The following is a 25,868-nucleotide window of genomic DNA, read 5'->3' as shown; positions in this document are numbered from 1 at the left end:
CGGCACCGAGACCGTTGGACGCGTCCAGGATCTCGTTCTGCAGACGCTCCGTCATGGTGTTCTCGCGGCGGAGCTTGGAGTAGCCCACGAGCCAGCGCAGGGACAGGGCCTGGGCGCGGCCCGGCTTGACCTCCACGGGCACCTGGTAGGTGGCGCCGCCGACGCGGCGGGACTTCACCTCGAGGGCCGGCTTGACGTTCTCCAGGGCCTTCTTGAGGGTGGCGACGGGATCGGCGCCGGTCTTGCCGCGGACGCCCTCGAGGGCGCCGTAGACGATGCGCTCGGCGGTGGACTTCTTGCCGTCCTGGAGGACCTTGTTGATCAGCTGCGTGACGACCGGGGAGCTGTAGACCGGATCGACGACGAGCGGGCGCTTGGGAGCGGGACCCTTACGAGGCATTACTTCTTCTCCTTCTTGGCGCCGTAGCGGGAACGGGCCTGCTGGCGGCCCTTGACACCCTGGGTGTCGAGCGCGCCGCGGACGATCTTGTAGCGGACACCGGGGAGGTCCTTCACGCGACCGCCGCGGACGAGCACGATGGAGTGCTCCTGGAGGTTGTGGCCCTCACCGGGGATGTAGGCCGTGACCTCGATGCCGCCGTTGAGCTTCACGCGGGCGACCTTGCGCAGCGCGGAGTTCGGCTTCTTGGGGGTGGTGGTGTACACGCGGGTGCACACACCGCGCTTCATGGGGCTGCCCTTGAGTGCGGGCGCCTTGGTCTTGACGACCTTCGGGGTCCGGCCCTTGCGGACCAGCTGCTGGATTGTAGGCACAGTGTCTCCTGATTGGACGGGCCGCGGCAGCGGCCCGCTGGATGGTCGGCTCCCCCGCCACCGGCCGGGGCCGGGAACGGGTGCAGCGCCTGACGTGCGCCCGGCGGGCGGGCACCACGGCGTCCGCGCTGCCGGCACGTGGGCAGACGAAAAGGATGGCATTTTGGTACACACCGCGTACCAGAGGACCGAGTCCGTTCTGCCATTGATTCCCGCGGCCCCCGGCGGCGCTGGTGAGCGCCGGCGGACGACCGTGCAATTCCTCGACAGCCTATCAGACCGGGCCGCCCGGGGAAAACGGGGGCCGGGGAGGGCTCAGCGCCCGGTCGCGGCGAGGTCCGCGGAGATCCGCCGGGCGCACTCCAGCAGCGCCGGGACGACGTCCCGCACGGGGTCCCCCGCGCTGGCCCCCGGCATGCCCACGCGCATGGACACGTTGACGGCCGCGACCACGCGCCCCGCCCGGTCCGTGACCGGGGCGGCCACGGAGCGCAGGCCGATCTCCAGCTCCTGGTCCACGAGCGCCCACCCCTGGGCGCGGACCCGCTGCAGGTCGGCCTCGAGGGCGGCGGGGTCGGTGAGGGTGTGCTCGGTGAGGCGCTCGAGCCGGGCCGTGCGCAGGTACTCGGAGCGCCGCTGCGCGTCGAGGCCGGCGAGCAGGACCCGGCCCATGGAGGTGGCGTGGGCCGGGAAGCGGGTGCCGACGGCGATCGCCACGGTCATGATCCGGTGCGTGGACACCCGGGCCACGTAGACGATGTCGGAGCCGTCCAGCACGGAGGCGGAGGTGGACTCCTCGACCTGCGCGGACAGCGCCTCCAGGTGGGGTCCGGCCAGGGCCGGCAGCGACAGGGCGGAGAGATAGGAGAAGCCCAGCTGGAGCACCCGGGGGGTGAGCTCGAACAGGCGCCCGTCGGTGCGGACGTAGCCCAGCTCCTCCAGCGTCAGCAGGAACCGGCGTGCGGTGGCCCGGGTCAGGCCGGTGCGCCGGGCCACGTCGCTGAGGGTCATGCGGGGGTGCCGGGCGTCGAAGGCGGTGATCACCTGCAGCCCGCGGGCGAGCGACTGCACGAACTGCCCGGGCACCCCCCGCTCCTCCGCGGGATCGGTCCGGTCCTGCTCGGTCATCGCTGGCCTCCTCGGAGCCTGGGACGGGTGCGCGGCGGGCCGCCGCGCACCCGGTGCCGCGCCGTGCTCAGCGGGCGGGCCGCAGCGGGACGTCGACGATCCGCTGCAGCTCCTCGAAGCTCGTGCCGAAGGTCTCGCGCACGCTCACCCCGTCGGCCTCCACCAGGAACACGGCCTGGTCGGTGTAGATCCGGGACACGCAGCCCACGCCGGTGAGCGGCATGGTGCACCGCTCCACCAGCTTGGCCTGTCCTCCCCGGCTCTGCAACGACATCATCACGAAGGTCTGCTTCGCCCCGGTGGCCAGGTCCATGGCCCCGCCCACGGCGGGGATCGCGTCGGGTTTGCCGGTGTGCCAGTTGGCGAGGTTGCCGTGCACGTCCACCTGGAAGGCCCCGAGCACGCAGCAGTCCAGGTGGCCGCCGCGCATCATCGCGAAGGAGTCGGCGTGGTGGAAGTAGGAGCACCCGGGGGTCTCGAGCACGGGGATCTTGCCGGCGTTGATGAGGTCGGGGTCCACCTCCTCGCCCTGGGCCGCCGGGCCCATGCCGAGCATCCCGTTCTCGGTGTGCAGGGTGACGTCGTCCTCGGCGGTGAGGTGGTCGGCGACGAGCGTCGGCTGCCCGATCCCCAGGTTGACGTAGGACCCCGCGGGGATGTCCCGGGCCACCACGCGGGCCAGCTCCTCCGGGCGCAGGGGCGTCGCGGACGTCATGGGCACGACGCCCGGGACGCCGGTCCCGTCCGTGCCGGTGCCCGGGTGCGTGCTCGGGTCGGTGCTCGTGTGCTCGCTCATGTCAGAGCTCCTCTCGGGGGTCGCGGGTGGCCGGGGCGGCGATCCGCACGACCGTGTCCACGTAGATGCCGGGGGTGACGACGACCTCGGGGTCCAGCGCGCCGCGCTCCACGACCTCGGTGACCTGCACGATCGAGGTGGTGGCCGCGGCGGCCATGACGGGGCCGAAGTTGCGCGCCGTCTTGCGGTAGACCAGGTTGCCCGCCCGGTCGGCGATGTGCGCCTTGGTCAGGGAGAAGTCGGCCCCGATGGGGTGCTCGAGGACGTAGTGGCGGCCGTCGATCTGGCGGACCTCCTTGCCCTCGGCCAGCGGGGTGCCGTAGCCGGTGGGGGTGAAGAACGCCCCGATGCCGGCCCCGGCGGCGCGGATCCGCTCGGCCAGGTTGCCCTGGGGCACGACCTCGAGCTCGATCTGCCCGGCCCGGTACTTCTCGTCGAAGTGCCAGGAGTCGGACTGGCGCGGGAAGGAGCAGATGATCTTCCGGACCCGGCCCAGCCCGATGAGCCGGGCCAGCCCGACGTCACCGTTGCCGGCGTTGTTGTTCACGACGGTCAGGTCCCCGGCGCCGTGGTCGATCAGCGCGTCGATGAGCTCGACGGGCTGGCCGGCCACGCCGAAGCCGCCGATCATGACGGTGGCCCCGTCGTGGATGCCGGCCACGGCCTGTGCGCAGCTCTCTGCGATGTTCAGCATGCGATGTGCCTTCCTTCGGTGGTCTGTGTCCCGCCCGGCCCGGGCCTCAGGCGTTCTCGTTCTCGAGCACGACGGCCAGGCCCTGGCCCACCCCGATGCAGATGGCCGCCACGCCCCAGCGGGCCCCGGTCGCCTGCAGGGACCTCGCCAGGGTGCCGAGGATGCGGGTGCCGGAGGCCCCGAGCGGGTGGCCGATCGCGATGGCCCCGCCGTGCCGGTTGACGATGCCCGGGTCGATCCCCCACGCGTCGACACACGCCAGGGACTGGGCGGCGAAGGCCTCGTTGAGCTCCACGGCGGCGACGTCTCCCCAGCTGATCCCGGCCCGTGCCAGCGCGAGATTGGCGGCCTCGACCGGCGCGAAGCCGAAGTACTGGGGCTCGTTGGCGGCCGCGGCGCGCCCGGCGATCCGGGCCAGCGGCGCCAGCCCGGTGAGCTCGGCGGCCTTCTCCGAGCCCAGCAGGGCGGCCGAGGCCCCGTCGTTGAGCGGGGAGGCGTTGCCGGCGGTCACGGTGCCGCCCTGCTCCGAGGTGCGGAAGACGGTCCTCAGCCCGGCCAGCTTCTCGACGGTGGAGGAGGCCCGCACGGACTCGTCGCGGGTCAGCTCCGTGCCGGGGACGGCCACGGTGAGGTCGTCGTAGAAGCCTTCGTCCCAGGCCTGCTGGGTGCGCTGGTGGGAGGTGTAGGCGAACTCGTCCATCCGCTCGCGGGTGATCCCGTGCCGTGCGGCCAGCTGCTCGGTGGCCTCCCCCAGGGAGACCGTCCACTCGGGGTTCATGTTCTTGTTCACCAGCCGCCAGCCCAGCGTGGTGGAGGCCAGCGCCAGGTCCCCGGCCGGGTAGGGCTTCTCCGTCTTGGGCAGCACCCACGGGGCGCGGCTCATGGACTCCACCCCGCCCACGAGCACCACGTCGGCCTCGCCGGCGCCGATCTGCCGGGAGGCGATGATCGCCGCGTCCAGCGAGGAGCCGCACAGGCGGTTGACGGTGGTGCCGGGGATCCCCATCGGCAGCCCGGCCAGCAGGGTGGCCATCCGGGCGACGTTGCGGTTCTCCTCCCCGGCGCCGTTGGCGTTGCCGAGGACCACCTCGTCGATCACGGCCGGGTCCAGCCCGGGGGCGCGCCTCACCTGCTCACCGATCACGAGGGCGGCCAGGTCGTCGGGGCGCACCCCGGCCAGGGCGCCCCCGAAGCGGCCGAACGGGGTGCGCACGGCGTCGTAGATGTAGGCCTCGGTCATGGTGGTCCTTCCTGGCGTCGGTGCACGTCGGTCACGCGGTGTCGGGGGCAGAGAGCAGAGGGGATTCAGGAGGCCGGGGGCGCGGGGTCGCCGGCGGGCTCCGCGTCGAGGGCGTCGAGGACCTGCTTGGCGTGCTTGAAGGCGTTGTTGGCGGAGGGCACGGAGAGGTAGATCGCCGACTGCAGGAGGATCTCCTGGATCTCGTCGCGCGTCAGGCCGTTGCGCAGCGCGGCGCGCACGTGCATCTCGAACTCCTCCCAGTGCCCGGCGGCGATGAGCGCGGTGAGGGTGACGGCGCTGCGCATCCTGCGGTCCAGTCCGGGCCGGGTCCAGATCTCGCCCCAGGCGTAGCGGGTGATGAAGTCCTGGAACTCCGTGGTGAACGCGTCCTTGCCGGCCTCGGCGCGGTCCACGTGGGCGTCGGAGAGCACGTCGCGGCGCACGGCCATGCCCTCGGCGTGCGCCTGCTGCTCGGTGCGGCGGGGGTCCTGGCTCATGCTCGGGCTCCTTCGGGATCGGTGGGGACGGCGGCGAAGTGCCCCGCCAGCAGGCGGGCGACCTCCAGCGGGGCCTCGGCGGGCAGCAGGTGGGCGGCGTCCTCGAGCACCACGGTGCGCCCTCCCGTGGCGGCGGCCAGCTCCGCCACGGCCTCGGGCGGGACCGGCCGGTCGTGCGCCCCGGCCACCGCCAGCACGGGCGCGTCCACGGCGGCGAGCCGGTCGCGGACGTCGAAGGCTCCGAGGGCCTCGCAGACCCGGGCGTAGGAGGCGCGGTCCGCGTCCTGCAGGTCGTGCAGCAGCTCCGTGGCCGCGACCGGGTTGCGCTGGAGGAACCCGGGGGCGAACCACCGCCGGGCCGACCCCTCGACCTGGGTGGGGGTTCCGGCGGCGGCCACGAGCCGGGCGCGCTCGGCCCAGCCGGCCGGCTCGCCGACGCGGGCGGCGGTGCCGAGCAGGACGGCGGCGCGCACCCGGCCGGGGGCGTCGAGGAGCAGCTGCTGGCCGACGCAGCCGCCCACGGAGTTCCCGGCGTAGTAGAACGGTCGTTCGACCGAGGTCGTGTCCCGGCAGCGGTCCACGGCGGCGAGCACGCCCTGGGCGAGCTCCGCCATGTCGAAGGACTCCGGAGCGGCCGGCGAGGCGCCGTGGCCGGGCAGGTCCCAGCCGACCACCCGGTAGTCGCCCTCGAGGGCGCGGGCGGTGGCCGACCACAGCGAGGTCACGGAGGTGCCGAGGGAGGGTCCGAGCACGACCAGCGGCGCGTGCGCCGAGGGGGCCGGGCGGTCGGTGAACTCCACGAGGGTCAGGACGGGGACGCTCATGCGGGTGCTCCTGGGGTCGGACGGGCGGTGGACGGCGGGCTTCCGGCGGTCCGGCGGTGGCGCTCGAGCACGCGGTCGATCAGCAGGTCGTGGGCGCCGAGGTAGCCGGTGGGCTCCAGCAGCCCGGCCACGGTGGACTCGTCCACCGGTGTCCCGTCGGGCAGGGTGGTGCCCGCGGCGAGCCGGACCAGGGCCTCTCCCAGGGCCTGCCGGTCGGTGGCGTGCTCCCGCACGGCCGCCTGCACCTGCTGCGCGCCCGTGCTGCCGTCCGCCGCGGGCGGCAGCAGCGGCGCGAGCGCGGCGCTGATCCGCTCGGCGAGCACCCCGGGGCCGGAGGCCTCGAGGTGGGCCCGCATCCGGGAGGCGTCCACGCGCAGCCCGGCGGTGAGCTCAGCAGCGTGCGAGGACGCCGCGACGGCCAGCCGCGCGAGCTCCCGCAGGGCGGGCCACTCGGCGTGCCAGGCCCCGTCGGGGCGCTCGTCGACGACGGCGGACGCCGCGACGTGGACCTGGGCCACGAGCTGCGGCGCGGTGAGCGCGGTGCGCTTGAGCAGCACGGACAGCACCGGGTTCTGCTTCTGCGGCATCGCGGAGGACACGCCCCGGCCCGCGGCGGCCGGCTCCCGCAGCTCCCCGAGCTCGGGCCGGGAGAGCAGCAGCACGTCGTTGGCGATCCGGCCCAGCGCCGCGCAGACGGCCGCGAAGGCGTGGGCGGCCCGCAGCACGGGCCGGCGCGTGGTGTGCCACACGTGGGGCGGGAGCTCGAGGCCGAGCTCCCCGGCCCAGGCCCCGGCGAGGTCCAGGGCCCGCTGCGCGGCGTCCGGGGCGTCCGGGAAGAGGGCCACGGTCCCGGCGAGGGTGCCGGCGGCCCCGCCGAGGGCCAGCGGGGGCCGGGCGAGCTCGGCGAGGTCCTCCTCGAGGTCCTGCAGCCCGGCGAGCCAGCCGGCCGCCTTGAGCCCGAAGGTGGTGGGCAGGGCGTGCTGGGTGAGGGTGCGGGCGGCCTGGACGGTGCCGCGGTGCTCCTCCGCGAGGCGGGCCAGGGCGTCCTGGGTAGCACGCAGGTCGCGGGCGAGGGGCTCGGCGGCGCGGCGGACCACCAGCATCATCGCGGTGTCCATGACGTCCTGGCTGGTCAGCCCACGGTGGACGAGGCGCACCGCGTCCGGGTCGTGCTGCCCCAGCCGGCGGCGGTAGTCGGCCAGCAGCGGGATGACCGGGTTGCCGCCGCCCTCGGCGCGCCGGGCGAGGTCGGCGGCGTCGTAGTCCTCCGCCCGGGCGGCCGCCCGGGCGGAGCCCGCGGCGGCCGCCGGGGCCAGTCCGGCCTTCGCCTGCGCGGCGACCCAGGCGGCCTCGGCGTCCAGGAGCGCCTGGAGGACGGCGGTGTCGTCCGTGGCCGCGGCGCCGCGGTGGGCTCCGGGGCTGAGCAGTCCGACGTCTGTCATGCGGATCCTCCTGGCAGGTCGGCCGGGCGGTGCCGGCGCGGCGGGTGCGGCTGCCCGTGCAGGGGGCCGGTCCGGCCGGGGCCCCTGCACGGGCGAGTCACCGCTCGTGGCGGGGATAGGTGAGGAAGACGGTCTCCCCCTCCCCCTGGAGCCGCAGGTCGAAGCGCAGGGAGCCGTCGGCCTCCCGCTGGGCGATCAGGGTGCGGCGGCGCTCCTCCGGCAGCGAGGCCAGCAGCGGGTCCCCCGCCAGCGCCTCGGCGTCCTCGGGCAGGTAGACGCGGGTGAACAGCCGGTTCGTGATGCCGCGGCCGAAGAGGGTCAGCGCGATGAACGGCGCCCTGCCCGGTTCGGTCGGGCCCGGGTCGACGGTCGTGAAGGTGTAGTGCCCGGCGTGGTCCACGGCCGCGCGTCCGAAGCCGGTGAAGGTCCAGCCGTCCCGCCGCAGCGAGCCCGGCGCGGAGGGGACCTCGCCGTTGCCGTCGGCCTGCCAGATCTCCAGCAGGGCGTCGGGCACCGGCGCCCCGTGGCCGTCGAGGACGTCCCCGTGCAGGCGCACCGCCTGCGGGTGCCCGAACGGCACGAGCTGCTCACCGCCCTCGAAGGGCAGCGCGTAGCCGAAGAACGGCCCGACGGTCTGGCCGGGGGTGGCCGGCAGCGGAGTCCTCGAGGGAGTCTCAGACATGGGTGTCGCCTTCCGTCCAGGTGCGGTGGGAGCCGCTGAGCACGATGTCCCACCGGTAGCCGAGCAGCCACTCGTGCTCGGAGACCTCGTGGTCGTACCGCGCCACGAGGCGCTCGCGGGCCGTGGGGTCGAGGATCGAGCGGTAGATCGGGTCGAGGTCGAACAGCGGGTCGGACGGGAAGTACATCTGGGTGATCATCCGCTGGGTGAAGTCCGTGCCGAACAGGGAGAAGTGCACGTGCGCGGGACGCCACGCGTTGCGGTGGTTCTTCCAGGGGTACGGGCCGGGCTTGATGGTGGTGAACTCGTAGGAGCCGTCCTCGCCGGTGAGGCAGCGGCCCACACCCGTGAAGTGCGGGTCGATGGGCGCCGGGTGCTGGTCGCGCTTGTGGATGTAGCGCCCGGCGGCGTTGGCCTGCCAGATCTCCACCAGCTGGCGGCGCACCGGGCGGCCGTCGCCGTCGAGCACCCGCCCGCGGATCTTGATCCGCTCGCCGATGGGCTCCCCGCCGGACTGGAGGGTCAGGTCCGACTCGAGCACGTGCACGTCCCGGTCGCCGAAGGCGGGGGCGTGCAGTTCGATGGTCTCCGGGTCCGCGTGGTGCAGGTCCTTGGTGGGGTGGCGCAGCACCGAGCTGCGGTACGGCGCGTAGTCCAGGCGGGGCTGGGTCTCCACGGCCCCCGAGGCGGCGTACTCCTGGCTGATCCGGTCCATCTCCCGACTCAGGTCCGTCTGGCTCTCGGCCGCGTCGTCGGCGCCCCGGGTCCACGAGACCGGCTCGAAGGTGCCGTCGAGCCCGTCCTGGTCTTCCTCTGCCATGGTTCAACTCCTCTGTTGCGGGGTGGCTGCGCTGTTGCAGGATGGCTGCCGCACCGGACGGCCGTCCCGGCGGAGGACTTCCCGCACTCTAGCGCACCGGTGCGTTCTTCGCACAAGTGTTCGACATGCGAACACGATGTGAGGTGCCCGGTGGGCACCTGCGGGTCAGTCCTCGGGCCAGCCGGTGTAGCACTCGGCGAAATAGGCGGCGCCGCGGGCGGACGAGGTGATCGCGGTGAACTCCCCGTGCCGGCGCTTCTGGTGGAACGGGTTCTCCCCCGGCTGGGCGTGCAGCAGGTTGGTCGCCCAGTAGGAGAAGTTCTGCGCCTTCCAGACCCGTTCCAGGGCGGCGGCCGAGTAGCCGGCCAGCCCGGTATCGTCGCCGCTCCGGAAGAAGTCGACCAGCGCCGGGGCCAGGGTGCGGACGTCGCAGAACGCCAGGTTCAGGCCCTTCGCCCCGGTCGGGGGCACCGTGTGGCCGGCGTCGCCCACGAGGAAGAGGTTGCCGTGGCGCAGGGGCTCGCAGACGTAGGAGCGGAATTTCAGCACGGTCTTGTCGAAGATCGGGCCCCGCTGCAGCCGCAGGCCGTCCGGGCCGTCGACCCGGCGCTGCAGCTCGGCCCAGATCCGCTCGTCGTCCCACTGGGCGACGTCCTCGTCCGGGTCGCACTGGAAGTACATGCGCTGGACCTCCTCGCTGCGCGAGGAGATCAGGGCGAAGCCGTGCTCGGAGTTCGCGTAGATCAGCTCGGGGGCGCTCGGCGGGGCCTGGGTGAGGATGCCGAACCACGCGAAGGGGTACTCGACGAAGTTGTCGGTGCGCGCGTGCTCCGGGATCGCGCGGCGGCAGATGCTCTGCGACCCGTCGGCGCCCACGAGGACGTCGCAGCGGACCTCGCACGGCGTACCCTGGGCGTCGGTGAAGCGGATCCGCGGCCGCTCGGTGTCCAGGCCGAGCACCTCGGTGTCCGTGACCGACCAGCGGACGTCCCCGCCGTCGCGCTCGCGGGCCGCGGCCAGGTCCCAGAACACCTCGTTCTGCGGGTAGAGCCACACGGAGTGGCCGACGAGCTCCTGGAAGTCGATGCGGTGGCTCTCGCCCTGGAAGCGCAGGACGGTGCCCCGGTGCTCGTGGCCCTCGGTGAGCACCCGTCCGTCCACGCCCGTCTCGGTGAGCATCCGCACCGTGGCGGCCTCCAGGATGCCCGCGCGGTGGGTGGCGTGGATCGTGTCCTTGTCGCGCTTCTCCATCACGATGCTGTCGATCCCGGCCCGGTCCAGGAGGTGGGCGAGCATGAGGCCCGCCGGGCCGGCGCCGACGATGCCGACTCGGGTCGAGAAAACGGTGCGCTCGGTGCTCATGGATGCTCCTGGGACGGCGGACGGGATGTGTCCAGTGTCTCAGCGGCCTGTGGGGGCCACCACAGGCCTCCCGTTCATCGAGATGAGGGCCGCGCGCTCACTCGGCCGTCTCCCGGCGGGTCTCCCGCAGCGTGCGCCGGATGCCGTGCGCCGCGGTGTGCAGGGCCTGGACGATGGCCCCGGCCCGCGCGGCGGGGTCGCCGGCCGGGGTGATGACCCCCAGGCCCGCCACCACCTGCTCGCCCCGCCCGCGCACCGGGACGGCGATGCCCGCCGTGTCGGTCTCCAGGTAGCCCGTCTGCAGGGCGTGCCCGGCGACCCGGATGCGGGCGAGCTCCTCCGCGAGCACCCCCGGGTCCGTGGGCGAGAGCTCGGTGAGCGCCGGGAGCGGGCCCTCGAGGTAGCTCTCCTGGAAGTCCTCGGGGGCGTGCGCCAGCAGCACCAGGCCCGTGGCCGAGAGGTGCAGGGGCAGCCGTCCCGCCACCGCGGAGCGGACGGGCACCGCGCGCGGGTGGGAGAGCCGCTCCACCAGCAGCACCTCCCGGCCCTCCACGATGCCGAGCTGCACGTGCTGGCGCAGCACCGCGTGGATGTCCCCCATGAACGGGCGGGCGGCCTGCGCCAGGCCGAGCTCCCGGGAGGACCGGTTGGCCAGCTCCCACAGCCGGGTGCCGACGACGTAGCGCCCGCCCTCGACCCGGTCGAGCCACCCCCGGCGGGCCATCTCCCGCACCAGCCGGTGGGCCGTGGCCGGGGGCAGCCCGGCGCGGGCGGCGATGCCGGCCCCGGTCAGCCGTGGCTCCTCCGCCGTGAAGGCCGCGAGGATGCGGTCCGCGCGCTCGAGCACGGACTCCCCGCTGGGTGAGTTGGCCATGGTCCTGCTGGCTCCTTTCCGGAGGCGGAGTGCACGTGCCGGGCGGCGCGCCCGGCACGTGCACTGCCGTGCAACGGCGGCAGCCCCGCCCCGGAGGTGCTCCTCCGGGGCGGGGCTGCCGTGCTGATCACCGCGTGATCACGTCCCTGTCAGGACACCGACCTCAGTTGGACCCGAAGTCGTAGTCCTCCAGCGGGATCGCCTGGAACTCGGCCGGCGAGGAGTTCTCCTCCGCGTAGCTGAAGTCCGAGAACGCCCCCGGCTCCGTGAACAGCGAGGCCTTCGCCTCGTCCGTCGGCTCCACGTCGATGTTGTTGTACCGCGCGAGCCCGGTGCCGGCCGGGATCAGCTTGCCGATGATCACGTTCTCCTTGAGGCCCACCAGCGGGTCGGACTTGCCCTCCATGGCCGCCTGCGTGAGGACGCGGGTGGTCTCCTGGAAGGACGCGGCCGACAGCCACGAGTCGGTGGCCAGCGAGGCCTTGGTGATGCCCATCAGCTCCGGCCGGCCGGCGGCGGGCCGGGTGCTCTCGGCCACCGCCTTCCGGTTGGCCTCCAGGAAGCGGACGTTCTCGACGAGCTCGCCCGGCAGCAGGTCCGTCTCGCCGGACTCGATGATCGTCACGCGGCGCAGCATCTGCCGCACGATGACCTCCACGTGCTTGTCGTGGATGCCCACGCCCTGCGAGCGGTACACGCGCTGCACCTCGTCCACGAGGTGCTTCTGCGCCTGCCGCGGACCGCGGATGCGCAGCACCTCCTTCGGGTCCACGGCGCCCGAGACCAGCTGCTGGCCGACCTCGACGTGGTCCCCCTCGGTGACGAGCAGCTTGGCGCGGCGCAGCACCGGGTAGCCGATCGCCTCGTCCCCGTTGTCCGGGGTCACGACGACCTTCAGCGACTTCTCGGTGTCCTCGAGGCTGACCCGCCCGGCGACCTCCGAGATCGGCGCGACGCCCTTGGGCGTGCGGGCCTCGAAGAGCTCCTGGATGCGGGGCAGACCCTGCGTGATGTCACCGTCCGAGGACGCGACACCACCGGTGTGGAAGGTGCGCATCGTGAGCTGGGTGCCCGGCTCGCCGATCGACTGGGCGGCGATGATGCCCACCGCCTCGCCGATGTCCACGAGCTGGTTGGACGCCAGGGAGCGGCCGTAGCACGCCGCGCACACGCCGACCGCGGACTCGCAGGTCAGCACGGAGCGCACGCGCACCGTGTCGATCCCGCCGTTGAACAGCGCGTGGATCAGCGGGTCGGAGAGGTCCGTGCCGGCCGAGGCCAGGATCTCCCCGTTCGCGTCCACCGCGTCGACCGCGAGCACGCGCCCGTGCACGGTGTTCTCGATGTCCTCGTGCAGGGTGCGGGCACCGGTCTCCAGCACGTCGGCGATCGGCAGGTTCAGGCCGCGCTCCGTCATGCAGTCCGCCTCGCGCACGATGACGTCCTGGGAGACGTCGACCAGGCGACGGGTCAGGTAGCCCGAGTTCGCCGTGCGCAGCGCGGTGTCGGCCAGGCCCTTGCGGGCGCCGTGGGTCGCGATGAAGTACTCCAGCACCGACAGGCCCTCGCGGTAGGAGGACTTGATCGGGCGGGGCATGATCTCGCCCTTGGGGTTGGACACGAGCCCGCGGATGCCGGCGATCTGGCGGACCTGCATCCAGTTGCCTCGGGCGCCGGAGGACACCATGCGGTTGATGGTGTTCAGCGGCGAGAGGTTGGCCTGCATGGCCTCGGCGACCTCGTCGGTGGCCTTGGTCCAGATGTCGATGAGCTCCGAGCGGCGCTCGTCGTCGTCGATCAGACCACGGTCGTACTGGCCCTGGATCTTCGCGGCCTGCGCCTCGTAGCCCTCCATGATGGCGGGCTTCTCCGGCGGGGTCGCGATGTCGGAGATCGCCACGGTCACGCCCGAGCGGGCCGCCCAGTGGAACCCGGCGTCCTTGAGCTCGTCCAGCGTGTGCGCCACCGTCACCATCGGGTAGCGCTCCGCGAGGTCGTTGACCAGCGCGGACAGGTGCTTCTTGTCCGCGACGGCCTCGTCCCAGGGGTAGTCCTCCGGCAGCGTGTCGTTGAACAGCACGCGGCCCAGGGTGGTCTCCACCAGGACCGGCCGGCCCGGCTCCCAGCCCTCGGGGGCGGTCCAGCCCTCGAACGGCACGAAGTCGTCCAGCTCGATCCGGCACAGGGCGTTCAGGTGCAGCTTGCCCGCGTCGTGGGCCATGATCGCCTCGGCCACGGACGAGAACGACCGGCCCTCCCCCACCTCGCCCTCGCGGACGGTGGTGAGGTGGTACAGGCCGATGATCATGTCCTGCGAGGGCAGGGCGATCGGCTTGCCGTCCGAGGGCTTCAGGATGTTGTTCGAGGACAGCATCAGGATGCGGGCCTCGGCCTGGGCCTCCGGGGACAGGGGCAGGTGCACGGCCATCTGGTCGCCGTCGAAGTCGGCGTTGAACGCGCCGCACACGAGCGGGTGGAGCTGGATGGCCTTGCCCTCGACGAGCTGCGGCTCGAACGCCTGGATGCCCAGACGGTGCAGGGTGGGGGCACGGTTGAGCAGCACGGGGTGCTCGGTGATGACCTCCTCCAGCACGTCCCACACCTGGGGGCGGTAGCGCTCGACCATCCGCTTGGCCGACTTGATGTTCTGCGCGTGGTTGAGGTCCACGAGCCGCTTCATCACGAACGGCTTGAACAGCTCGAGCGCCATCTGCTTGGGCAGGCCGCACTGGTGCAGCTTCAGCTGCGGGCCGACCACGATGACCGAGCGGCCCGAGTAGTCGACGCGCTTGCCGAGCAGGTTCTGGCGGAACCGGCCCTGCTTGCCCTTGAGCATGTCGGACAGCGACTTCAGCGCACGGTTGCCCGGCCCGGTGACCGGGCGGCCGCGGCGGCCGTTGTCGAACAGCGAGTCCACGGCCTCCTGGAGCATCCGCTTCTCGTTGTTGACGATGATCTCCGGGGCGCCGAGGTCCAGCAGCCGCTTGAGGCGGTTGTTGCGGTTGATCACGCGCCGGTAGAGGTCGTTGAGGTCCGAGGTGGCGAAGCGGCCGCCGTCGAGCTGGACCATGGGGCGCAGTTCCGGCGGGATCACCGGGACGGCGTCCAGGACCATGCCCAGCGGGGAGTTGTCCGTGGTCAGGAACGCGTTGACGACCTTCAGCCGCTTCAGGGCGCGGGTCTTGCGCTGGCCCTTGCCGGTGGCGATGGTCTCGCGCAGGGACTCGGCCTCCGCCTCGAGGTCGAAGGTCTCCAGGCGCTTCTTGATCGCCTCGGCGCCCATCGAGCCCTCGAAGTACATGCCGTAGCGGTCCACCATGACGCGGTAGAGCGCCTCGTCGCCCTCGAGGTCGTTGACCTTGAGGTTCTTGAAGCGGTCCCAGACCTGCTCGAGGCGGTCGATCTCCAGGTTGGCGCGCTTGCGCACGTTGGCCATCTGGCGGTCGGCGGAGTCGCGGAGCTTGCGCTTCTCCGCGGCCTTGCCGCCCTCCTCCTCGACGCGGCCGAGCTCGGTCTCGAGGTCACGGGCGATCGCGGCGATGTCGGCGTCGCGGGTGGCCTCCATCTGGGCCTTCTCCCGGTCCACGGCGGCCTGCAGGTTGGGCAGGTCGTCGTGGCGGGCGTCCTCGTCCACCGAGGTGATCATGTACGCCGCGAAGTAGATGACCTTCTCGAGGTCCTTCGGGGCCAGGTCCAGCAGGTAGCCCAGCCGCGAGGGCACGCCCTTGAAGTACCAGATGTGGGTCACGGGAGCGGCGAGCTCGATGTGGCCCATGCGCTCACGGCGCACCTTGGCGCGGGTGACCTCCACGCCGCAGCGCTCGCAGATGATGCCCTTGTAGCGCACCCGCTTGTACTTGCCGCAGTAGCACTCCCAGTCCCGGGTGGGGCCGAAGATCTTCTCGCAGAACAGGCCGTCCTTCTCCGGCTTGAGCGTGCGGTAGTTGATGGTCTCCGGCTTCTTGACCTCGCCGTACGACCAGGTCCGGATGTCCTCCGCGGTCGCAAGACCGATCCGCATGAGGCCAAGTGAAGATTCGTTGGACATGAGGGTCCTTTATCTCTTTCTCTGGAAAGTGTGACGTCTCGTCGGGGGTGGAACGGAGGGTCTCAGACCTCTTCGACCGAGCTGGGCTCGGAGTGCGAGAGATCGATGCCCAGTTCCTCGGCCGCCCGGAAGACCTCGTCATCCGAATCACGCATCTCGATGGTGTTGCCGTCGGCCGAGAGCACCTCGACGTTCAGGCACAGCGACTGCATCTCCTTGATGAGCACCTTGAAGGACTCGGGAACACCCGGCTCGGGGATGTTCTCGCCCTTGACGATGGCCTCGTAGACCTTCACGCGCCCGTGCACGTCGTCGGACTTGACCGTCAGCAGCTCCTGCAGCGTGTAGGCGGCGCCGTACGCCTCGAGCGCCCAGACCTCCATCTCGCCGAAGCGCTGGCCGCCGAACTGCGCCTTGCCGCCCAGCGGCTGCTGGGTGATCATCGAGTACGGGCCGGTCGAGCGCGCGTGGATCTTGTCGTCGACCAGGTGGTGCAGCTTCAGGATGTACTGGTAGCCCACCGACACCGGGTCCGGGAACGGCTCGCCGGAGCGGCCGTCGAACAGCCGGGCCTTGCCGGACCGGTCGATCAGGCGCACGCCGTCGCGGGTCGGGTTGGTGTGGTCGAGGAGGTCGAAGATCTCCTCCTCGCGCGCGCCGTCGAACACCGGGGTCGCCACGTTCGTGGGGCCCGACTGCTTCGGGAAGTTCGGCAGCCGGTCCAGCCACTCGGGGTCGCCCTCGATGTTCCAGCCCTGCTTGGCCAGCCAGCCGGTGTGCACCTCGAGGACCTGCCCCAGGTTCATGCGGCCGGGCACGCCCAGCGGGTTGAGGATGATGTCCACCGGGGTGCCGTCCTCCAGGAACGGCATGTCCTCCAGCGGCAGGATCTTCGAGATGACGCCCTTGTTGCCGTGCCGGCCGGCGAGCTTGTCGCCGTCGGTGATCTTGCGCTTCTGCGCCACGTACACCCGGACCACCTGGTTGACGCCCGCGGGCAGGTCGTCGTCCTCGTCGTCGCGGTCGAAGACGCGCACGCCGATGACGGTGCCGGACTCGCCGTGGGGCACCTTCAGGGACGTGTCGCGCACCTCGCGGGACTTCTCGCCGAAGATCGCCCGCAGCAGCCGCTCCTCCGGGGTGAGCTCGGTCTCGCCCTTGGGCGTGACCTTGCCGACCAGGATGTCCCCGGCCTGCACCTCGGCGCCGATGTGGATGATGCCGCGCTCGTCGAGGGCGGACAGCACCTCCTCGGACACGTTCGGGATGTCCCGGGTGATCTCCTCGGCGCCCAGCTTGGTGTCGCGGGCGTCGATCTCGTGCTCCTCGATGTGGATCGAAGTGAGCACGTCCTCGGAGACCATCCGCTGGGAGAGGATGATCGCGTCCTCGTAGTTGAGGCCCTCCCAGGACATGTAGGCCACCAGCAGGTTCTTGCCCAGGGCCAGCTCGCCCTGGTCCGTGGAGGGGCCGTCGGCGATGACCGAGCGCTCCTCGACGCGCTCGCCCTCGGAGACGATCACGCGCTGGTTGTAGGTGTTGCCCGGGTTGGAGCGCGTGAACTTGTTGATCGGGTAGACGGTGGTCGTCCCGTCGTCGTTGAGCACGCGCACGAGGTTCGCGGAGACCTCCTCGACCACGCCGGCCTTGCGGGCCAGCACCGAGTCGCCGGCGTCCAGGGCCGCGTAGCGCTCCATGCCGGTGCCCACGAGCGGGGCCTCGGACTCGAGCAGCGGCACGGCCTGGCGCTGCATGTTGGCGCCCATGAGCGCACGGTTGGCGTCGTCGTGCTCGAGGTACGGGATGAGCGCGGTCGCCACGGACACCATCTGCCGCGGGGACACGTCCATGAACTGCACGGCGGTCGGGTCGACCAGCACGGCCTCGCCCGAGCCGTCGGCGGCGCGCGCGAGCACGGCGTCCTCGGCGAACCGGTTGTCGGCGGACAGCGGGGCGTTGGCCTGCGCGATCGTGACGCCGCGCTCGTCGTCGGCGGTGAGGTACTCGACGTCGTCGGTCACCACGCCGTCCACGACCTTGCGGTACGGGGTCTCGATGAAGCCGAACGGGTTGATCCGCCCGTAGGTCGCCAGCGAGCCGATGAGGCCGATGTTGGAGCCCTCAGGGGTCTCGATCGGGCACATGCGGCCGTAGTGCGACGGGTGGACGTCACGGACCTCCATGCCGGCGCGGTCGCGGGAGAGACCGCCGGGGCCCAGCGCGGACAGGCGCCGCTTGTGCGTCAGCCCGGCCAGCGGGTTGTTCTGGTCCATGAACTGCGACAGCTGCGAGGTGCCGAAGAACTCCTTGATCGCCGCCACGACGGGACGGATGTTGATCAGGGTCTGCGGGGTGATCGCCTCGACGTCCTGGGTGGTCATGCGCTCGCGCACGACCCGCTCCATGCGGGAGAGCCCGGTGCGGATCTGGTTCTCGATCAGCTCGCCGACCGCGCGGATGCGGCGGTTGCCGAAGTGGTCGATGTCGTCGACGTCCACGACGATCTCCCGGGCCTCGCCGTTGCGCACGCCCTTCATGGTGCCGCCGCCGGCGTGCAGGGTCACGAGGTAGCGGATCATCGCGACGATGTCGTCGACCGAGAGCACCGAGGCGTCCTCGTCCTCGAACGCCTTGTCCAGGCCCAGCTTGCGGTTGATCTTGTAGCGACCCACCTTGGCCAGGTCGTAGCGCTTGGAGTTGAAGTACATGTTGTCCAGCAGCGCCTGCGCGGCGTCGACCGTGGGCGGCTCCCCCGGGCGCAGCTTGCGGTAGATGTCCAGCAGCGCGTCCTCGCGCGAGTCGACGGTGTCCTTCTCGAGGGTGGCGCGGATCGAGTCGAACTCCCCGAACTCCTCGAGGATGCGGGACTCGCTCCAGCCCAGGGCCTTGAGCAGCACGGTCACGGACTGCTTGCGCTTGCGGTCCAGGCGCACGCCCACCTGGTCGCGCTTGTCGATCTCCAGCTCGAACCAGGCCCCGCGGGAGGGGATGATCTTCGCGGAGTAGATGTCCTTGTCCGAGGTGCGGTCCTGGCCGCGCTCGAAGTAGGCGCCCGGGGAGCGGACGAGCTGGGACACGACGACACGCTCGGTGCCGTTGATGACGAACGTGCCCTTCTCGGTCATCAGCGGGAAGTCGCCCATGAACACGGTCTGCTGCTTGATCTCGCCCGTGTTGTTGTTCATGAACTCGGCCTTGACGTACAGGGGCGCCGAGTACGTGGCGTCCCGGTCCTTGCACTCGTCCATGGTGTACTTGGGCTCGTAGAACTCCGGCTCCGAGAAGGACAGGGACATGGTGCCCTGGAAGTCCTCGATCGGGGAGATCTCCTCGAAGATGTCGGAGAGCCCGGAGGTGCGGGCGATGCCCTGCTCACCGTTCTCGACGGCCTGCTGGACGCGGGCCTGCCAGCGCTCGTTGCCGACGAGACGGTCGAAGCTGTCCGTCTGGAGGGCCAGCAGGTTCGGCACGTCCAGCGGCTCGTGGATCTTGGCGAAGGAGATGCGGCGCGGGAGGTTCCCGTCGGCCGGTCGGTTAGCGGTTACGTTCGAATCGGTGCTCGAGGCGACCAAGATGGATTCCTTCCACAGACCTGCAGTTGAATCGCGCAGTTCCCGAGATCGGGGATACGGGTGCGCGAGGGCCAGCGCGCTGAGCCGCTGGTTCGCGCCCCGGGGGTGCCCACCGCTATATGAAGGCACGCAGAATGAGGGACAACGCAAATAAACAGCATAGGCCGGAGTCGGCGGTCTGTCCACCCGGCCGGTGGACGCAGGCGCCCACCGGCCGTAGGATGAGGAATTTCGTGCCGTGCGTCTCAGCCGCGGCGGTAGAAGGGCAGCTCGACGACCTCCACGGGGGCGCGGCGGCCCCGCACGTCGGCCTCGAGCGCGACCCCGGCCTCCAGCGCCGCCGGCCGCACGAGGGCCATGGCCACCGGGTGGCCGAGGGTCGGTGACGGGACGCCGCTGGTGACCTCGCCGACCGTCTCCTCCCCCGCGAGCACCGTGTGGCCGGCGCGGACCGGACGGCGGGTGAGCCCCCGCAGCCCCACCAGCACCCGGCCCGGGGGCACGGCCGCCTGCGCCTCGAGCGCGGCCCGCCCCACGAAGTCGCCCTTGCCGCGCAGCGCCGCCTCCACGAGCCGGCCCAGCCCGGCCTCGAACGGCGTGATCGACGGGCCGAGCTCGTGGCCGTACAGCGGCATCCCCGCCTCGAGGCGCAGCGAGTCCCGGGCGGCGAGCCCGGCGGGCACGACCCCGCGGCTCTCCCCCGCCGCGAGCAGCGCGTCCCACACGGTGCGCGCGTGCTCGGGGGCCACGTAGAGCTCGAAGCCGTCCTCGCCCGTGTACCCGGTGCGGGCCACGAGCGCGGGCACCCCGGCGACCTCGGTGGGCGTGCAGGCGTAGTACCGGAGCCCCCGCACGGCGTCCGGGTCGGCGCAGCCGGCGGCGAGCAGCGTGTCCTGGGCCGCGGGGCCCTGGACGGCCACCAGGGCGGTGGACTCCGTGCGGTCCTCGACCGTGACGTCGTGGCCGTCCGCGCGCTCGCGCAGCGCCCGCAGCACGGTCGCCGTGTTGGCCGCGTTGGGCACCACCAGGAAGCGGTCCTCGGCCAGGCGGTAGGTGATGAGGTCGTCGAGGACCCGGCCGGCCTCGTCGACGAGGAGCGAGTACTTCGCCCGGCCGGGGGCCAGGGCGCTCATCCGGGAGACGACCGCCGCGTCCAGGAACGCGGCCGCGTGCGGGCCCTCCACGGCGATCTCGCCCATGTGGGACAGGTCGAAGACCCCGGCGGCCCGGCGCACCGCGTGGTGCTCGGCGACGTCGTTGCCGTACTTGAGGGGCATCTGCCAGCCGCCGAAGTCGGTGCTCACGGCGCCGGCCTCCCGGTGGGCGTCCTCCAGCGGCGTGGTGCGGGGGCTCATCGGGCGGCCTCCGCCGGCGCGGCCGAGGCGAAGGCCTCGATCGGCGGGCAGCTGCAGACCAGGTTGCGGTCCCCGGCGGCGTTCTCCACCCGGCCCACGGGCACCCAGTACTTGGCCAGCCGCAGCTCGGGCAGCGGGTAGGCGGCCTGGGAGCGCGGGTAGGCGCGCTCCCAGGAGTCGGCCGTGAGCACCTCCGCGGTGTGCGGGGCGTGGCGGAGCACGGAGTCCTCGAGCGACACCTCGCCGTCGGCCACGGCCTGCATCTCGGCGTGGATGGAGCGCATCGCGGCCACGAAGCGGTCCAGCTCGGCGAGGTTCTCGGACTCGGTGGGCTCGACCATGAGGGTGCCGGCCACGGGGAACGCGAGCGTGGGGGCGTGGAAGCCGTAGTCGACCAGCCGCTTGCACACGTCCTCGGCGGTGACCCCGGAGGCCTTGGTGAGGGGGCGCAGGTCCAGGATGCACTCGTGGGCGACGAGTCCGCCGGGGCCGGTGTACAGCGTCGGGAAGACGTCCGCGAGCCGGGCGGAGACGTAGTTGGCGCTGAGGATCGCGGTGCGCGAGGACGCGGTGAGTCCCTCGGCGCCGGCCATGGCGATGTACATCCACGAGATCGGCAGCACCCCGGCGGAGCCGTAGCGGGCCTGGGAGACGGGGAAGGTCTCCGCGCCCGCGCCCGCCTCCGCGGCGGCGGGGTCCTCGGGCAGGAACGGCACCAGGTGCTCGGCGACCGCCACCGGACCCACCCCGGGCCCGCCGCCGCCGTGCGGGATGCAGAAGGTCTTGTGCAGGTTCAGGTGGGAGACGTCCCCGCCGAAGCGGCCGGGACGGGCCAGGCCCATGAGGGCGTTGAGGTTGGCGCCGTCCACGTAGACCTGCCCGCCGGCGTCGTGCACGGCCGCGCACACGGCGGTGACCTGCTCCTCGAACACCCCGTGCGTGGAGGGGTAGGTGATCATGATCCCCGCGAGCTCGTCCCCCACCGCCGCGATCTTCGCGGCGAGGTCGTCCAGGTCCACGGAGCCGTCCTCGGCGGTGGCCACGACCACGACCTTCAGGTCGGCGAGCACCGCGGACGCGGCGTTGGTGCCGTGGGCGGAGGACGGGATGAGGATGGTGGTGCGCCGGTCGTCCCCGCGGGAGAGGTGGTAGCGGCGGATCGCCAGCAGGCCGGCGAGCTCCCCCTGCGACCCGGCGTTGGGCTGGACGGACACGGCGGCGTAGCCGGTGATCTCCGCGAGCCAGGACTCCAGCTGGGCGATGAGCTCCCGGTAGCCGGCGGTCTGCTCCTCGGGGGCCAGCGGGTGGATCGAGGCGAACTCGGGCCAGCTGATGGGCTCCATCTCCGCGGCCGCGTTGAGCTTCATGGTGCAGGAGCCCAGCGGGATCATGGTCCGGTCCAGGGCCAGGTCCTTGTCCGCGAGGGAGCGCAGCCAGCGCATCATCGCGGTCTCGGAGCGGTGCAGGGTGAACACCGGGTGGGCGAGGTAGGAGTCGGTGCGCAGCAGCGCGTCCGGCAGGTCCCAGCCGGCGGTCCCGTCCTCGGGGGCGCGCGCCCCGAAGGCGGCGAGCACCGCGTCCACGTCGCGCTCGTCGTGGGGCTCCCCCACCGAGACGGACACGTGGTCGGCGTCGGCCCGGCGGACGTTGATGCCGCGCTCGGCGGCGGCGGCGGCGACCGCGTCGGCGCGGCCGGGCACCTCGGCCAGGACGGTGTCGAAGAACGTGTCGTGCACCACCGGCACCCCGGCGGCGGTGAGCCCCGCGGCCAGCCGCGCGGCGAGCCGGTGCACGCGCTCGGCGATGGCGCGCAGCCCGTCCGCGCCGTGGTAGGCGGCGTAGGCGCCGGCGACGATGGCCAGCAGCGCCTGGGCCGTGCAGATGTTGGAGGTGGCCTTCTCGCGGCGGATGTGCTGCTCGCGGGTCTGCAGCGCCAGGCGGTAGGCCGGCCGGCCGGAGGAGTCCACCGAGACGCCCACCAGGCGGCCGGGCAGATTGCGCTCCAGGCCCTTGCGGCAGGCCATGAACGCGGCGTGGGGCCCGCCGAAGAACAGGGGCACCCCGAAGCGCTGGGCGGAGCCGACGGCGATGTCCGCGCCCTGCTCCCCCGGGGAGCGCAGGAGGGTGAGGGCGAGCAGGTCGGTGGCGACGGCCACGAGCGCGCCCTGCGCATGGGCCTGCTCCGTGCGTTCCGCCAGGTCGGCGACGTCCCCGTCGACGCCGACCTGGGTCAGGACGACGCCGAAGAACTCGCCCTCGGGCAGGCCCTCGGCGAGGTCGGCGACGACGAGGTCGATGCCCACGGCCCGGCAGCGGCCGCGCAGCACGGCGAGGGTCTGCGGCAGGGTGCGGGAGTCGACGGCGACGCGCCGGCTGCCGGACCTGCGGTTGGCGCGGCGCATCATGAGCACGGCCTCGGCCACGGCGGTGGCCTCGTCGAGCAGGGAGGCGTTGGCCAGGTCGAGGCCGGTGAGGTCCATGACGGCGTTCTGGAAGGTCAGCAGGGCCTCGAGCCGGCCCTGGGAGATCTCCGGCTGGTACGGCGTGTAGGAGGTGTACCAGGCGGGGTTCTCGAGGATGTTGCGGCGCAGGGCGGGCGGAGTGACGGTGTCGGCGTAGCCCTGCCCGATCATCTGCGTCATCACCCGGTTCTTCGCCGCGATCCGGCGCAGGGCGGTGAGGGCCTCGTGCTCGGACATGGGCTCCGGCAGCCGCAGGGGCTCGTCGGTGGTGATGCCCCGGGGGACCGCGCGGGCGACGAGCTCGTCGAGGTCGGCCGCTCCGACGGTCTCGAGCATGATCCCGGTCTCGGCGGCGTCCGGTCCGAGGTGGCGTGGAAGGAAGGACAAGGTCAGCTCCTCGTGGTTCGAGGCCCGGTGGGGCCCGTCCGGCCCTCCCCGCTCTGTTCGCTGACCTGAGAGTTTTCACCGGCCCCGGACGGGGGCCGGCCTGCACCGTCGGTGGCCGTCCGCCCGGGCCGGTTGCCGTGGGCGGGTGGACCTCTTCAGAGTGGCCTGCTCGCAGCGGTACGGGTGCCTGAGAGATTCCCGGGGAGGATTTGCTCCTTCGGCGCCGCCGGCCGTCCGGATGCGGACGGCGGCGGACTCTCCCGCTGCGGGTGGGCGGCCGATGTGGTTGTGCCTCCAGTGTCCCACACCCTGCCGGGCACGGCGCGAGGCCCCGGACGCCGAGCGTCCGGGGCCTCGCGGGATCGGTCGCGCCGCGGCGCGTCCGAGAGGGGACTACTTGAGGGTGACGGTGGCGCCGGCGCCCTCGAGGGCCTCCTTGGCCTTGTCCGCGGCCTCCTTGTTGGCGCCCTCGAGGACGGCCTTGGGGGCCGAGTCCACGAGGTCCTTGGCCTCCTTGAGGCCGAGGGAGGTCAGCGCGCGGACCTCCTTGATGACCTGGATCTTCTTGTCGCCGGCGGCCTCGAGCACGACGTCGAACTCGGTCTGCTCCTCGGCCTCCTCGGCGGCGGCGGCCGGAGCGGCGGCACCGGCGACGGCCACGGGGGCGGCGGCGGTGACGTCGAAGGTCTCCTCGAAGGCCTTGACGAACTCGGAGAGCTCGATGAGGGAGAGCTCCTTGAACGCGTCGATCAGTTCAGCGGTGGTGAGCTTGGCCATGGTGTGGCTCCTTTTCGATGGTGTGCCCCGGCCGGGTTCGTCGGCGCGGGACGGTCTGGTTCCGTGGTGAGAATGTGCCTCGCGGCGGGGTGCTGGTCAGGCGCCCTGCTCCTCGACCTTGGCGCGCAGCGCCTCGGCCGTACGGACGGTCTTGGACAGCGGGGCCTGGAACAGCGCCGCGGCCTGGGACAGGGACGCCTTGGCGGCACCGGCCACCTTGGCCAGCAGCACCTCGCGGGACTCGAGGTCCGCGAGCTGCTTGATCTCCGCCTCGCTGAGGGCCTTGCCCTCGAGGTAACCGCCCTTGACGACGAGCTGCGGGTTCGCCTTGGCGAAGTCACGCAGGCTCTTGGCGGCCTCGACGGGGTCCCCCGAGATGAAGGCGATCGCGCTCGGGCCGGCGAGCTGGCCGTCGAACGCGTCGATGCCCATCTCCTTGGCCGCGATCGCGGTCAGCGTGTTCTTCACCACGGCGTATTCGGCGTTCTCACCGAGCGAGCGGCGCAGCTCCTTGAGCTGGGCCACGGTGAGGCCGCGGTACTCAGTCAGGACAGCGGCGTCCGAGTTGGAGAACAGTTCCTTCAACTCGGCGACCGCGGCTGCCTTTTCCGGGTTCGCCATGGTACTCCTTCCGGTCTTCGATGCCGGGCGCTGCCGGAAGGGTCCGGGCACAGAAAAAGCCCCGCGCAGATGCCCGGGGCTCGACGGCCCGCCCCTGGTCCGGGGCGTGCTCGCTGTGCTGGTTCACCTGCGCTGGCCGTTCCTGGCGGAACTCTTACGGCTGCTCCCCGTGGCGCACGCTCCTGAACGGGGCGCACGAGGCAGGGGAGAACACGACCGGCGGTCTTTGGTACGACCCACCCTACCCGAGGGTCCCGCACCCGCCAAATCGGCGCCGCCCCGCAGACGGGCGCGGCCCCGGGGACCGGCCCCGCTCCCGGGCCGGTCAGGCCGCCGGGAACTCGCGGGACCACACGCCGCTGCGCCCGGCGACCCGGAAGCCGAGGCGGCTGTTGACCCGGCTCATCCGGTCGTCGCCGCTGTGGGACCACGAGTACACGGTGCGCACGGCCGGGGCCAGCCGTTCGAGCTGCTGCAGGTTCGCCAGCTTGAGGCGGGTGGCGAGCCAGCGGCGGCGGTGCTCGCGCAGCACCACGGTCTCGTCCTGCATCCCGATCACCGGGTCCTCCCCCGCCAGGACGATCTCGGTCATCCCGACGAGGTGGCCGGTGGTCCCGTGCTCGGCGACGGCCACCAGGGACACGTTGCCGGCCTCGGCGCGCAGCTGCTCGGTGCGGCGCACCCGCTCGGCGTCCCAGGGCTCCGGGTCGGCCGCCACCGGCGCCAGGAAGGAGTCGGCGGCCATGCGCGAGTGCAGGGCCGCGAGCTCGTCGAGCCGCTCCTCGGGAGCGGGCCCGGCCCACACGTGGATGCGGTACGCCTCCGGCGCCGGGGAGGCTGCGACCTCCCGCAGCAGGGCCTGCACGCGGGCCGGCGGCAGGGGGACCTCCAGGACGCCGAAGTCGCTGACCGACTCCAGCCGGTACCCGGCGTGGAGGGCGAAGCGGGTCTGCCGGTTGGAGACGGGCAGGCGGCCGGAGCCGTCCGCGGCGTCGACCCACTCGACCATGCCCGGGGTGATCACGGGGAAGACCCCGGTCACGCTGCCGTCGCCCTGGATCTCCTCCGGGCCGGGGTGCTCGGTCTGGATCCGCAGGTGCCGGCGGGACTCGCCCACCGCGAGCTGCTCGGCGGCGCTGAGCAGCTCGCTGCCCGTGCCCTGCGAGGTGACCTCGGGGTCCACGTCCACGGTGATGTGCGCGGTCCCGGTGGAGGCCACCAGCGGCAGGCGCACCTCGGCCCGGCCCGCGAGCCGGTCCCCCGCCCAGGCCAGCAGCACCACGACCCGTTCGAAGGGGTCCAGCAGGTCGCGGTAGAGCTCTTGCGCGTCGCCGGTGAGGTCCGAGATGCCCCAGACGTGCTGACGGGACCGGCGCACGAGACCGGCGACCCGGCCCAGCAGCTCCTGGGCGGCGGCGTCGAAGTCGTCGGGGATGCGCATCTGCTCGATCCGCACTGGGGGGTGCTCGATCACGGGGACTCCCTTCCGGAGGGCGGCGGTGCCCCCGGGCTC

Annotated in this window: 20 protein-coding genes and 1 riboswitch; all 20 genes read right to left on the bottom strand. The window is 72.5% G+C overall.

The features are described 5' to 3' along the window. Positions 1-400, bottom strand: a 400-nt coding sequence (gene rpsG / locus GMA12_RS04075) for a 30S ribosomal protein S7 (protein WP_240898571.1), incomplete at its 3' end; no start/stop codon positions are given. Then, the gene (rpsL, locus tag GMA12_RS04070; RefSeq protein ID WP_062734959.1) at positions 400-774 is read right to left on the bottom strand and encodes a 30S ribosomal protein S12; all 375 of its coding nucleotides are present in this window, start codon (positions 772-774) and stop codon (positions 400-402) included. The genes rpsL and rpsG, both read right to left, overlap by 1 nt. A 315-nt stretch (positions 775-1,089) precedes the next feature. Beyond that, positions 1,090-1,902 carry an IclR family transcriptional regulator domain-containing protein gene (locus GMA12_RS04065; RefSeq protein WP_156267346.1) on the bottom strand — a complete coding sequence of 271 codons (813 nt, stop codon included), beginning with the start codon at positions 1,900-1,902 and terminating at the stop codon, positions 1,090-1,092. A gap of 67 nt (positions 1,903-1,969) precedes the next feature. Further along, positions 1,970-2,617, bottom strand: coding sequence for a 3-oxoacid CoA-transferase subunit B (locus GMA12_RS04060; RefSeq protein WP_156267549.1), 648 nt, complete (start codon positions 2,615-2,617; stop codon positions 1,970-1,972). An 82-nt stretch (positions 2,618-2,699) separates the two neighbouring features. Then, positions 2,700-3,392 carry a 3-oxoacid CoA-transferase subunit A gene (locus tag GMA12_RS04055; RefSeq protein WP_156267342.1) on the bottom strand — a complete coding sequence of 231 codons (693 nt, stop codon included), beginning with the start codon at positions 3,390-3,392 and terminating at the stop codon, positions 2,700-2,702. A gap of 46 nt (positions 3,393-3,438) precedes the next feature. Next, complete coding sequence (locus tag GMA12_RS04050) at positions 3,439-4,632, bottom strand: thiolase family protein (RefSeq protein WP_156267340.1); 1,194 nt, start codon at positions 4,630-4,632, stop codon at positions 3,439-3,441. Between the two features lie 65 nt (positions 4,633-4,697). Further along, the gene (gene pcaC / locus GMA12_RS04045; RefSeq protein ID WP_156267338.1) at positions 4,698-5,129 is read right to left on the bottom strand and encodes a 4-carboxymuconolactone decarboxylase; all 432 of its coding nucleotides are present in this window, start codon (positions 5,127-5,129) and stop codon (positions 4,698-4,700) included. After that, positions 5,126-5,953: an alpha/beta fold hydrolase gene (locus tag GMA12_RS04040; RefSeq protein WP_156267336.1), complete on the bottom strand. Its 828-nt coding sequence runs from the start codon at positions 5,951-5,953 to the stop codon at positions 5,126-5,128. Before GMA12_RS04040 ends, pcaC begins: the two co-directional genes overlap by 4 nt. After that, positions 5,950-7,395, bottom strand: a complete 1,446-nt coding sequence (locus GMA12_RS04035; RefSeq protein ID WP_156267334.1) for a lyase family protein — start codon at positions 7,393-7,395, stop codon at positions 5,950-5,952. Before GMA12_RS04035 ends, GMA12_RS04040 begins: the two co-directional genes overlap by 4 nt. A 97-nt stretch (positions 7,396-7,492) precedes the next feature. Continuing rightward, the gene (pcaG, locus tag GMA12_RS04030; RefSeq protein WP_156267332.1) at positions 7,493-8,077 is read right to left on the bottom strand and encodes a protocatechuate 3,4-dioxygenase subunit alpha; all 585 of its coding nucleotides are present in this window, start codon (positions 8,075-8,077) and stop codon (positions 7,493-7,495) included. After that, entirely contained in the window at positions 8,070-8,897 is an 828-nt protein-coding gene (gene pcaH / locus GMA12_RS04025; protein WP_156267330.1) for a protocatechuate 3,4-dioxygenase subunit beta, read from the bottom strand. Before pcaH ends, pcaG begins: the two co-directional genes overlap by 8 nt. 165 nt (positions 8,898-9,062) lie before the next feature. Continuing rightward, positions 9,063-10,259, bottom strand: coding sequence for a 4-hydroxybenzoate 3-monooxygenase (locus tag GMA12_RS04020; protein ID WP_156267328.1), 1,197 nt, complete (start codon positions 10,257-10,259; stop codon positions 9,063-9,065). Between the two features lie 97 nt (positions 10,260-10,356). Next, positions 10,357-11,133, bottom strand: coding sequence for an IclR family transcriptional regulator (locus tag GMA12_RS04015; protein ID WP_156267326.1), 777 nt, complete (start codon positions 11,131-11,133; stop codon positions 10,357-10,359). Between the two features lie 163 nt (positions 11,134-11,296). After that, the gene (locus GMA12_RS04010; RefSeq protein WP_156267324.1) at positions 11,297-15,181 is read right to left on the bottom strand and encodes a DNA-directed RNA polymerase subunit beta'; all 3,885 of its coding nucleotides are present in this window, start codon (positions 15,179-15,181) and stop codon (positions 11,297-11,299) included. 62 nt (positions 15,182-15,243) lie between these two features. Then, positions 15,244-18,753, bottom strand: coding sequence for a DNA-directed RNA polymerase subunit beta (gene rpoB / locus GMA12_RS04005; RefSeq protein ID WP_156267322.1), 3,510 nt, complete (start codon positions 18,751-18,753; stop codon positions 15,244-15,246). 245 nt (positions 18,754-18,998) lie between these two features. After that, positions 18,999-20,108 (bottom strand): glycine cleavage system aminomethyltransferase GcvT, encoded by a 1,110-nt coding sequence (gene gcvT / locus GMA12_RS04000; RefSeq protein WP_156267320.1) that lies wholly within the window; start codon positions 20,106-20,108, stop codon positions 18,999-19,001. Beyond that, positions 20,105-22,957 (bottom strand): aminomethyl-transferring glycine dehydrogenase, encoded by a 2,853-nt coding sequence (gene gcvP, locus GMA12_RS03995; protein WP_156267318.1) that lies wholly within the window; start codon positions 22,955-22,957, stop codon positions 20,105-20,107. The genes gcvT and gcvP overlap by 4 nt, the downstream gene beginning before the upstream one ends. A 165-nt stretch (positions 22,958-23,122) precedes the next feature. Beyond that, a riboswitch (glycine riboswitch) is annotated at positions 23,123-23,230 on the bottom strand. A gap of 120 nt (positions 23,231-23,350) precedes the next feature. Beyond that, entirely contained in the window at positions 23,351-23,734 is a 384-nt protein-coding gene (gene rplL, locus GMA12_RS03990; RefSeq protein WP_047803902.1) for a 50S ribosomal protein L7/L12, read from the bottom strand. Positions 23,735-23,830: 96 nt separating this feature from the next. Next, the gene (gene rplJ / locus GMA12_RS03985; protein WP_156267316.1) at positions 23,831-24,355 is read right to left on the bottom strand and encodes a 50S ribosomal protein L10; all 525 of its coding nucleotides are present in this window, start codon (positions 24,353-24,355) and stop codon (positions 23,831-23,833) included. A gap of 325 nt (positions 24,356-24,680) precedes the next feature. After that, the gene (locus GMA12_RS03980) at positions 24,681-25,829 is read right to left on the bottom strand and encodes a GNAT family N-acetyltransferase (RefSeq protein ID WP_162459449.1); all 1,149 of its coding nucleotides are present in this window, start codon (positions 25,827-25,829) and stop codon (positions 24,681-24,683) included. Positions 25,830-25,868 lie beyond the last annotated feature (39 nt).

The sequence above is a fragment of the Kocuria sediminis genome (assembly GCF_009735315.1).
Taxonomy (GTDB): Bacteria; Actinomycetota; Actinomycetes; order Actinomycetales; family Micrococcaceae; genus Kocuria; species Kocuria turfanensis.
This window is presented reverse-complemented; position numbering and strand designations above follow the sequence as displayed.

Coding starts and splice junctions, on each gene's coding strand:
- GMA12_RS04065 (WP_156267346.1), bottom strand. CDS start 1,902: ATGACCGAGCAGGACCGGACCGATCCCGCGGAGGAGCGGGGGGTGCCC.
- GMA12_RS04060 (WP_156267549.1), bottom strand. CDS start 2,617: ATGACGTCCGCGACGCCCCTGCGCCCGGAGGAGCTGGCCCGCGTGGTG.
- GMA12_RS04055 (WP_156267342.1), bottom strand. CDS start 3,392: ATGCTGAACATCGCAGAGAGCTGCGCACAGGCCGTGGCCGGCATCCAC.
- GMA12_RS04050 (WP_156267340.1), bottom strand. CDS start 4,632: ATGACCGAGGCCTACATCTACGACGCCGTGCGCACCCCGTTCGGCCGC.
- pcaC (WP_156267338.1), bottom strand. CDS start 5,129: ATGAGCCAGGACCCCCGCCGCACCGAGCAGCAGGCGCACGCCGAGGGC.
- GMA12_RS04040 (WP_156267336.1), bottom strand. CDS start 5,953: ATGAGCGTCCCCGTCCTGACCCTCGTGGAGTTCACCGACCGCCCGGCC.
- GMA12_RS04035 (WP_156267334.1), bottom strand. CDS start 7,395: ATGACAGACGTCGGACTGCTCAGCCCCGGAGCCCACCGCGGCGCCGCG.
- pcaG (WP_156267332.1), bottom strand. CDS start 8,077: ATGTCTGAGACTCCCTCGAGGACTCCGCTGCCGGCCACCCCCGGCCAG.
- pcaH (WP_156267330.1), bottom strand. CDS start 8,897: ATGGCAGAGGAAGACCAGGACGGGCTCGACGGCACCTTCGAGCCGGTC.
- GMA12_RS04020 (WP_156267328.1), bottom strand. CDS start 10,259: ATGAGCACCGAGCGCACCGTTTTCTCGACCCGAGTCGGCATCGTCGGC.
- GMA12_RS04015 (WP_156267326.1), bottom strand. CDS start 11,133: ATGGCCAACTCACCCAGCGGGGAGTCCGTGCTCGAGCGCGCGGACCGC.
- GMA12_RS04010 (WP_156267324.1), bottom strand. CDS start 15,181: ATGTCCAACGAATCTTCACTTGGCCTCATGCGGATCGGTCTTGCGACC.
- gcvT (WP_156267320.1), bottom strand. CDS start 20,108: ATGAGCCCCCGCACCACGCCGCTGGAGGACGCCCACCGGGAGGCCGGC.
- rplL (WP_047803902.1), bottom strand. CDS start 23,734: ATGGCCAAGCTCACCACCGCTGAACTGATCGACGCGTTCAAGGAGCTC.
- rplJ (WP_156267316.1), bottom strand. CDS start 24,355: ATGGCGAACCCGGAAAAGGCAGCCGCGGTCGCCGAGTTGAAGGAACTG.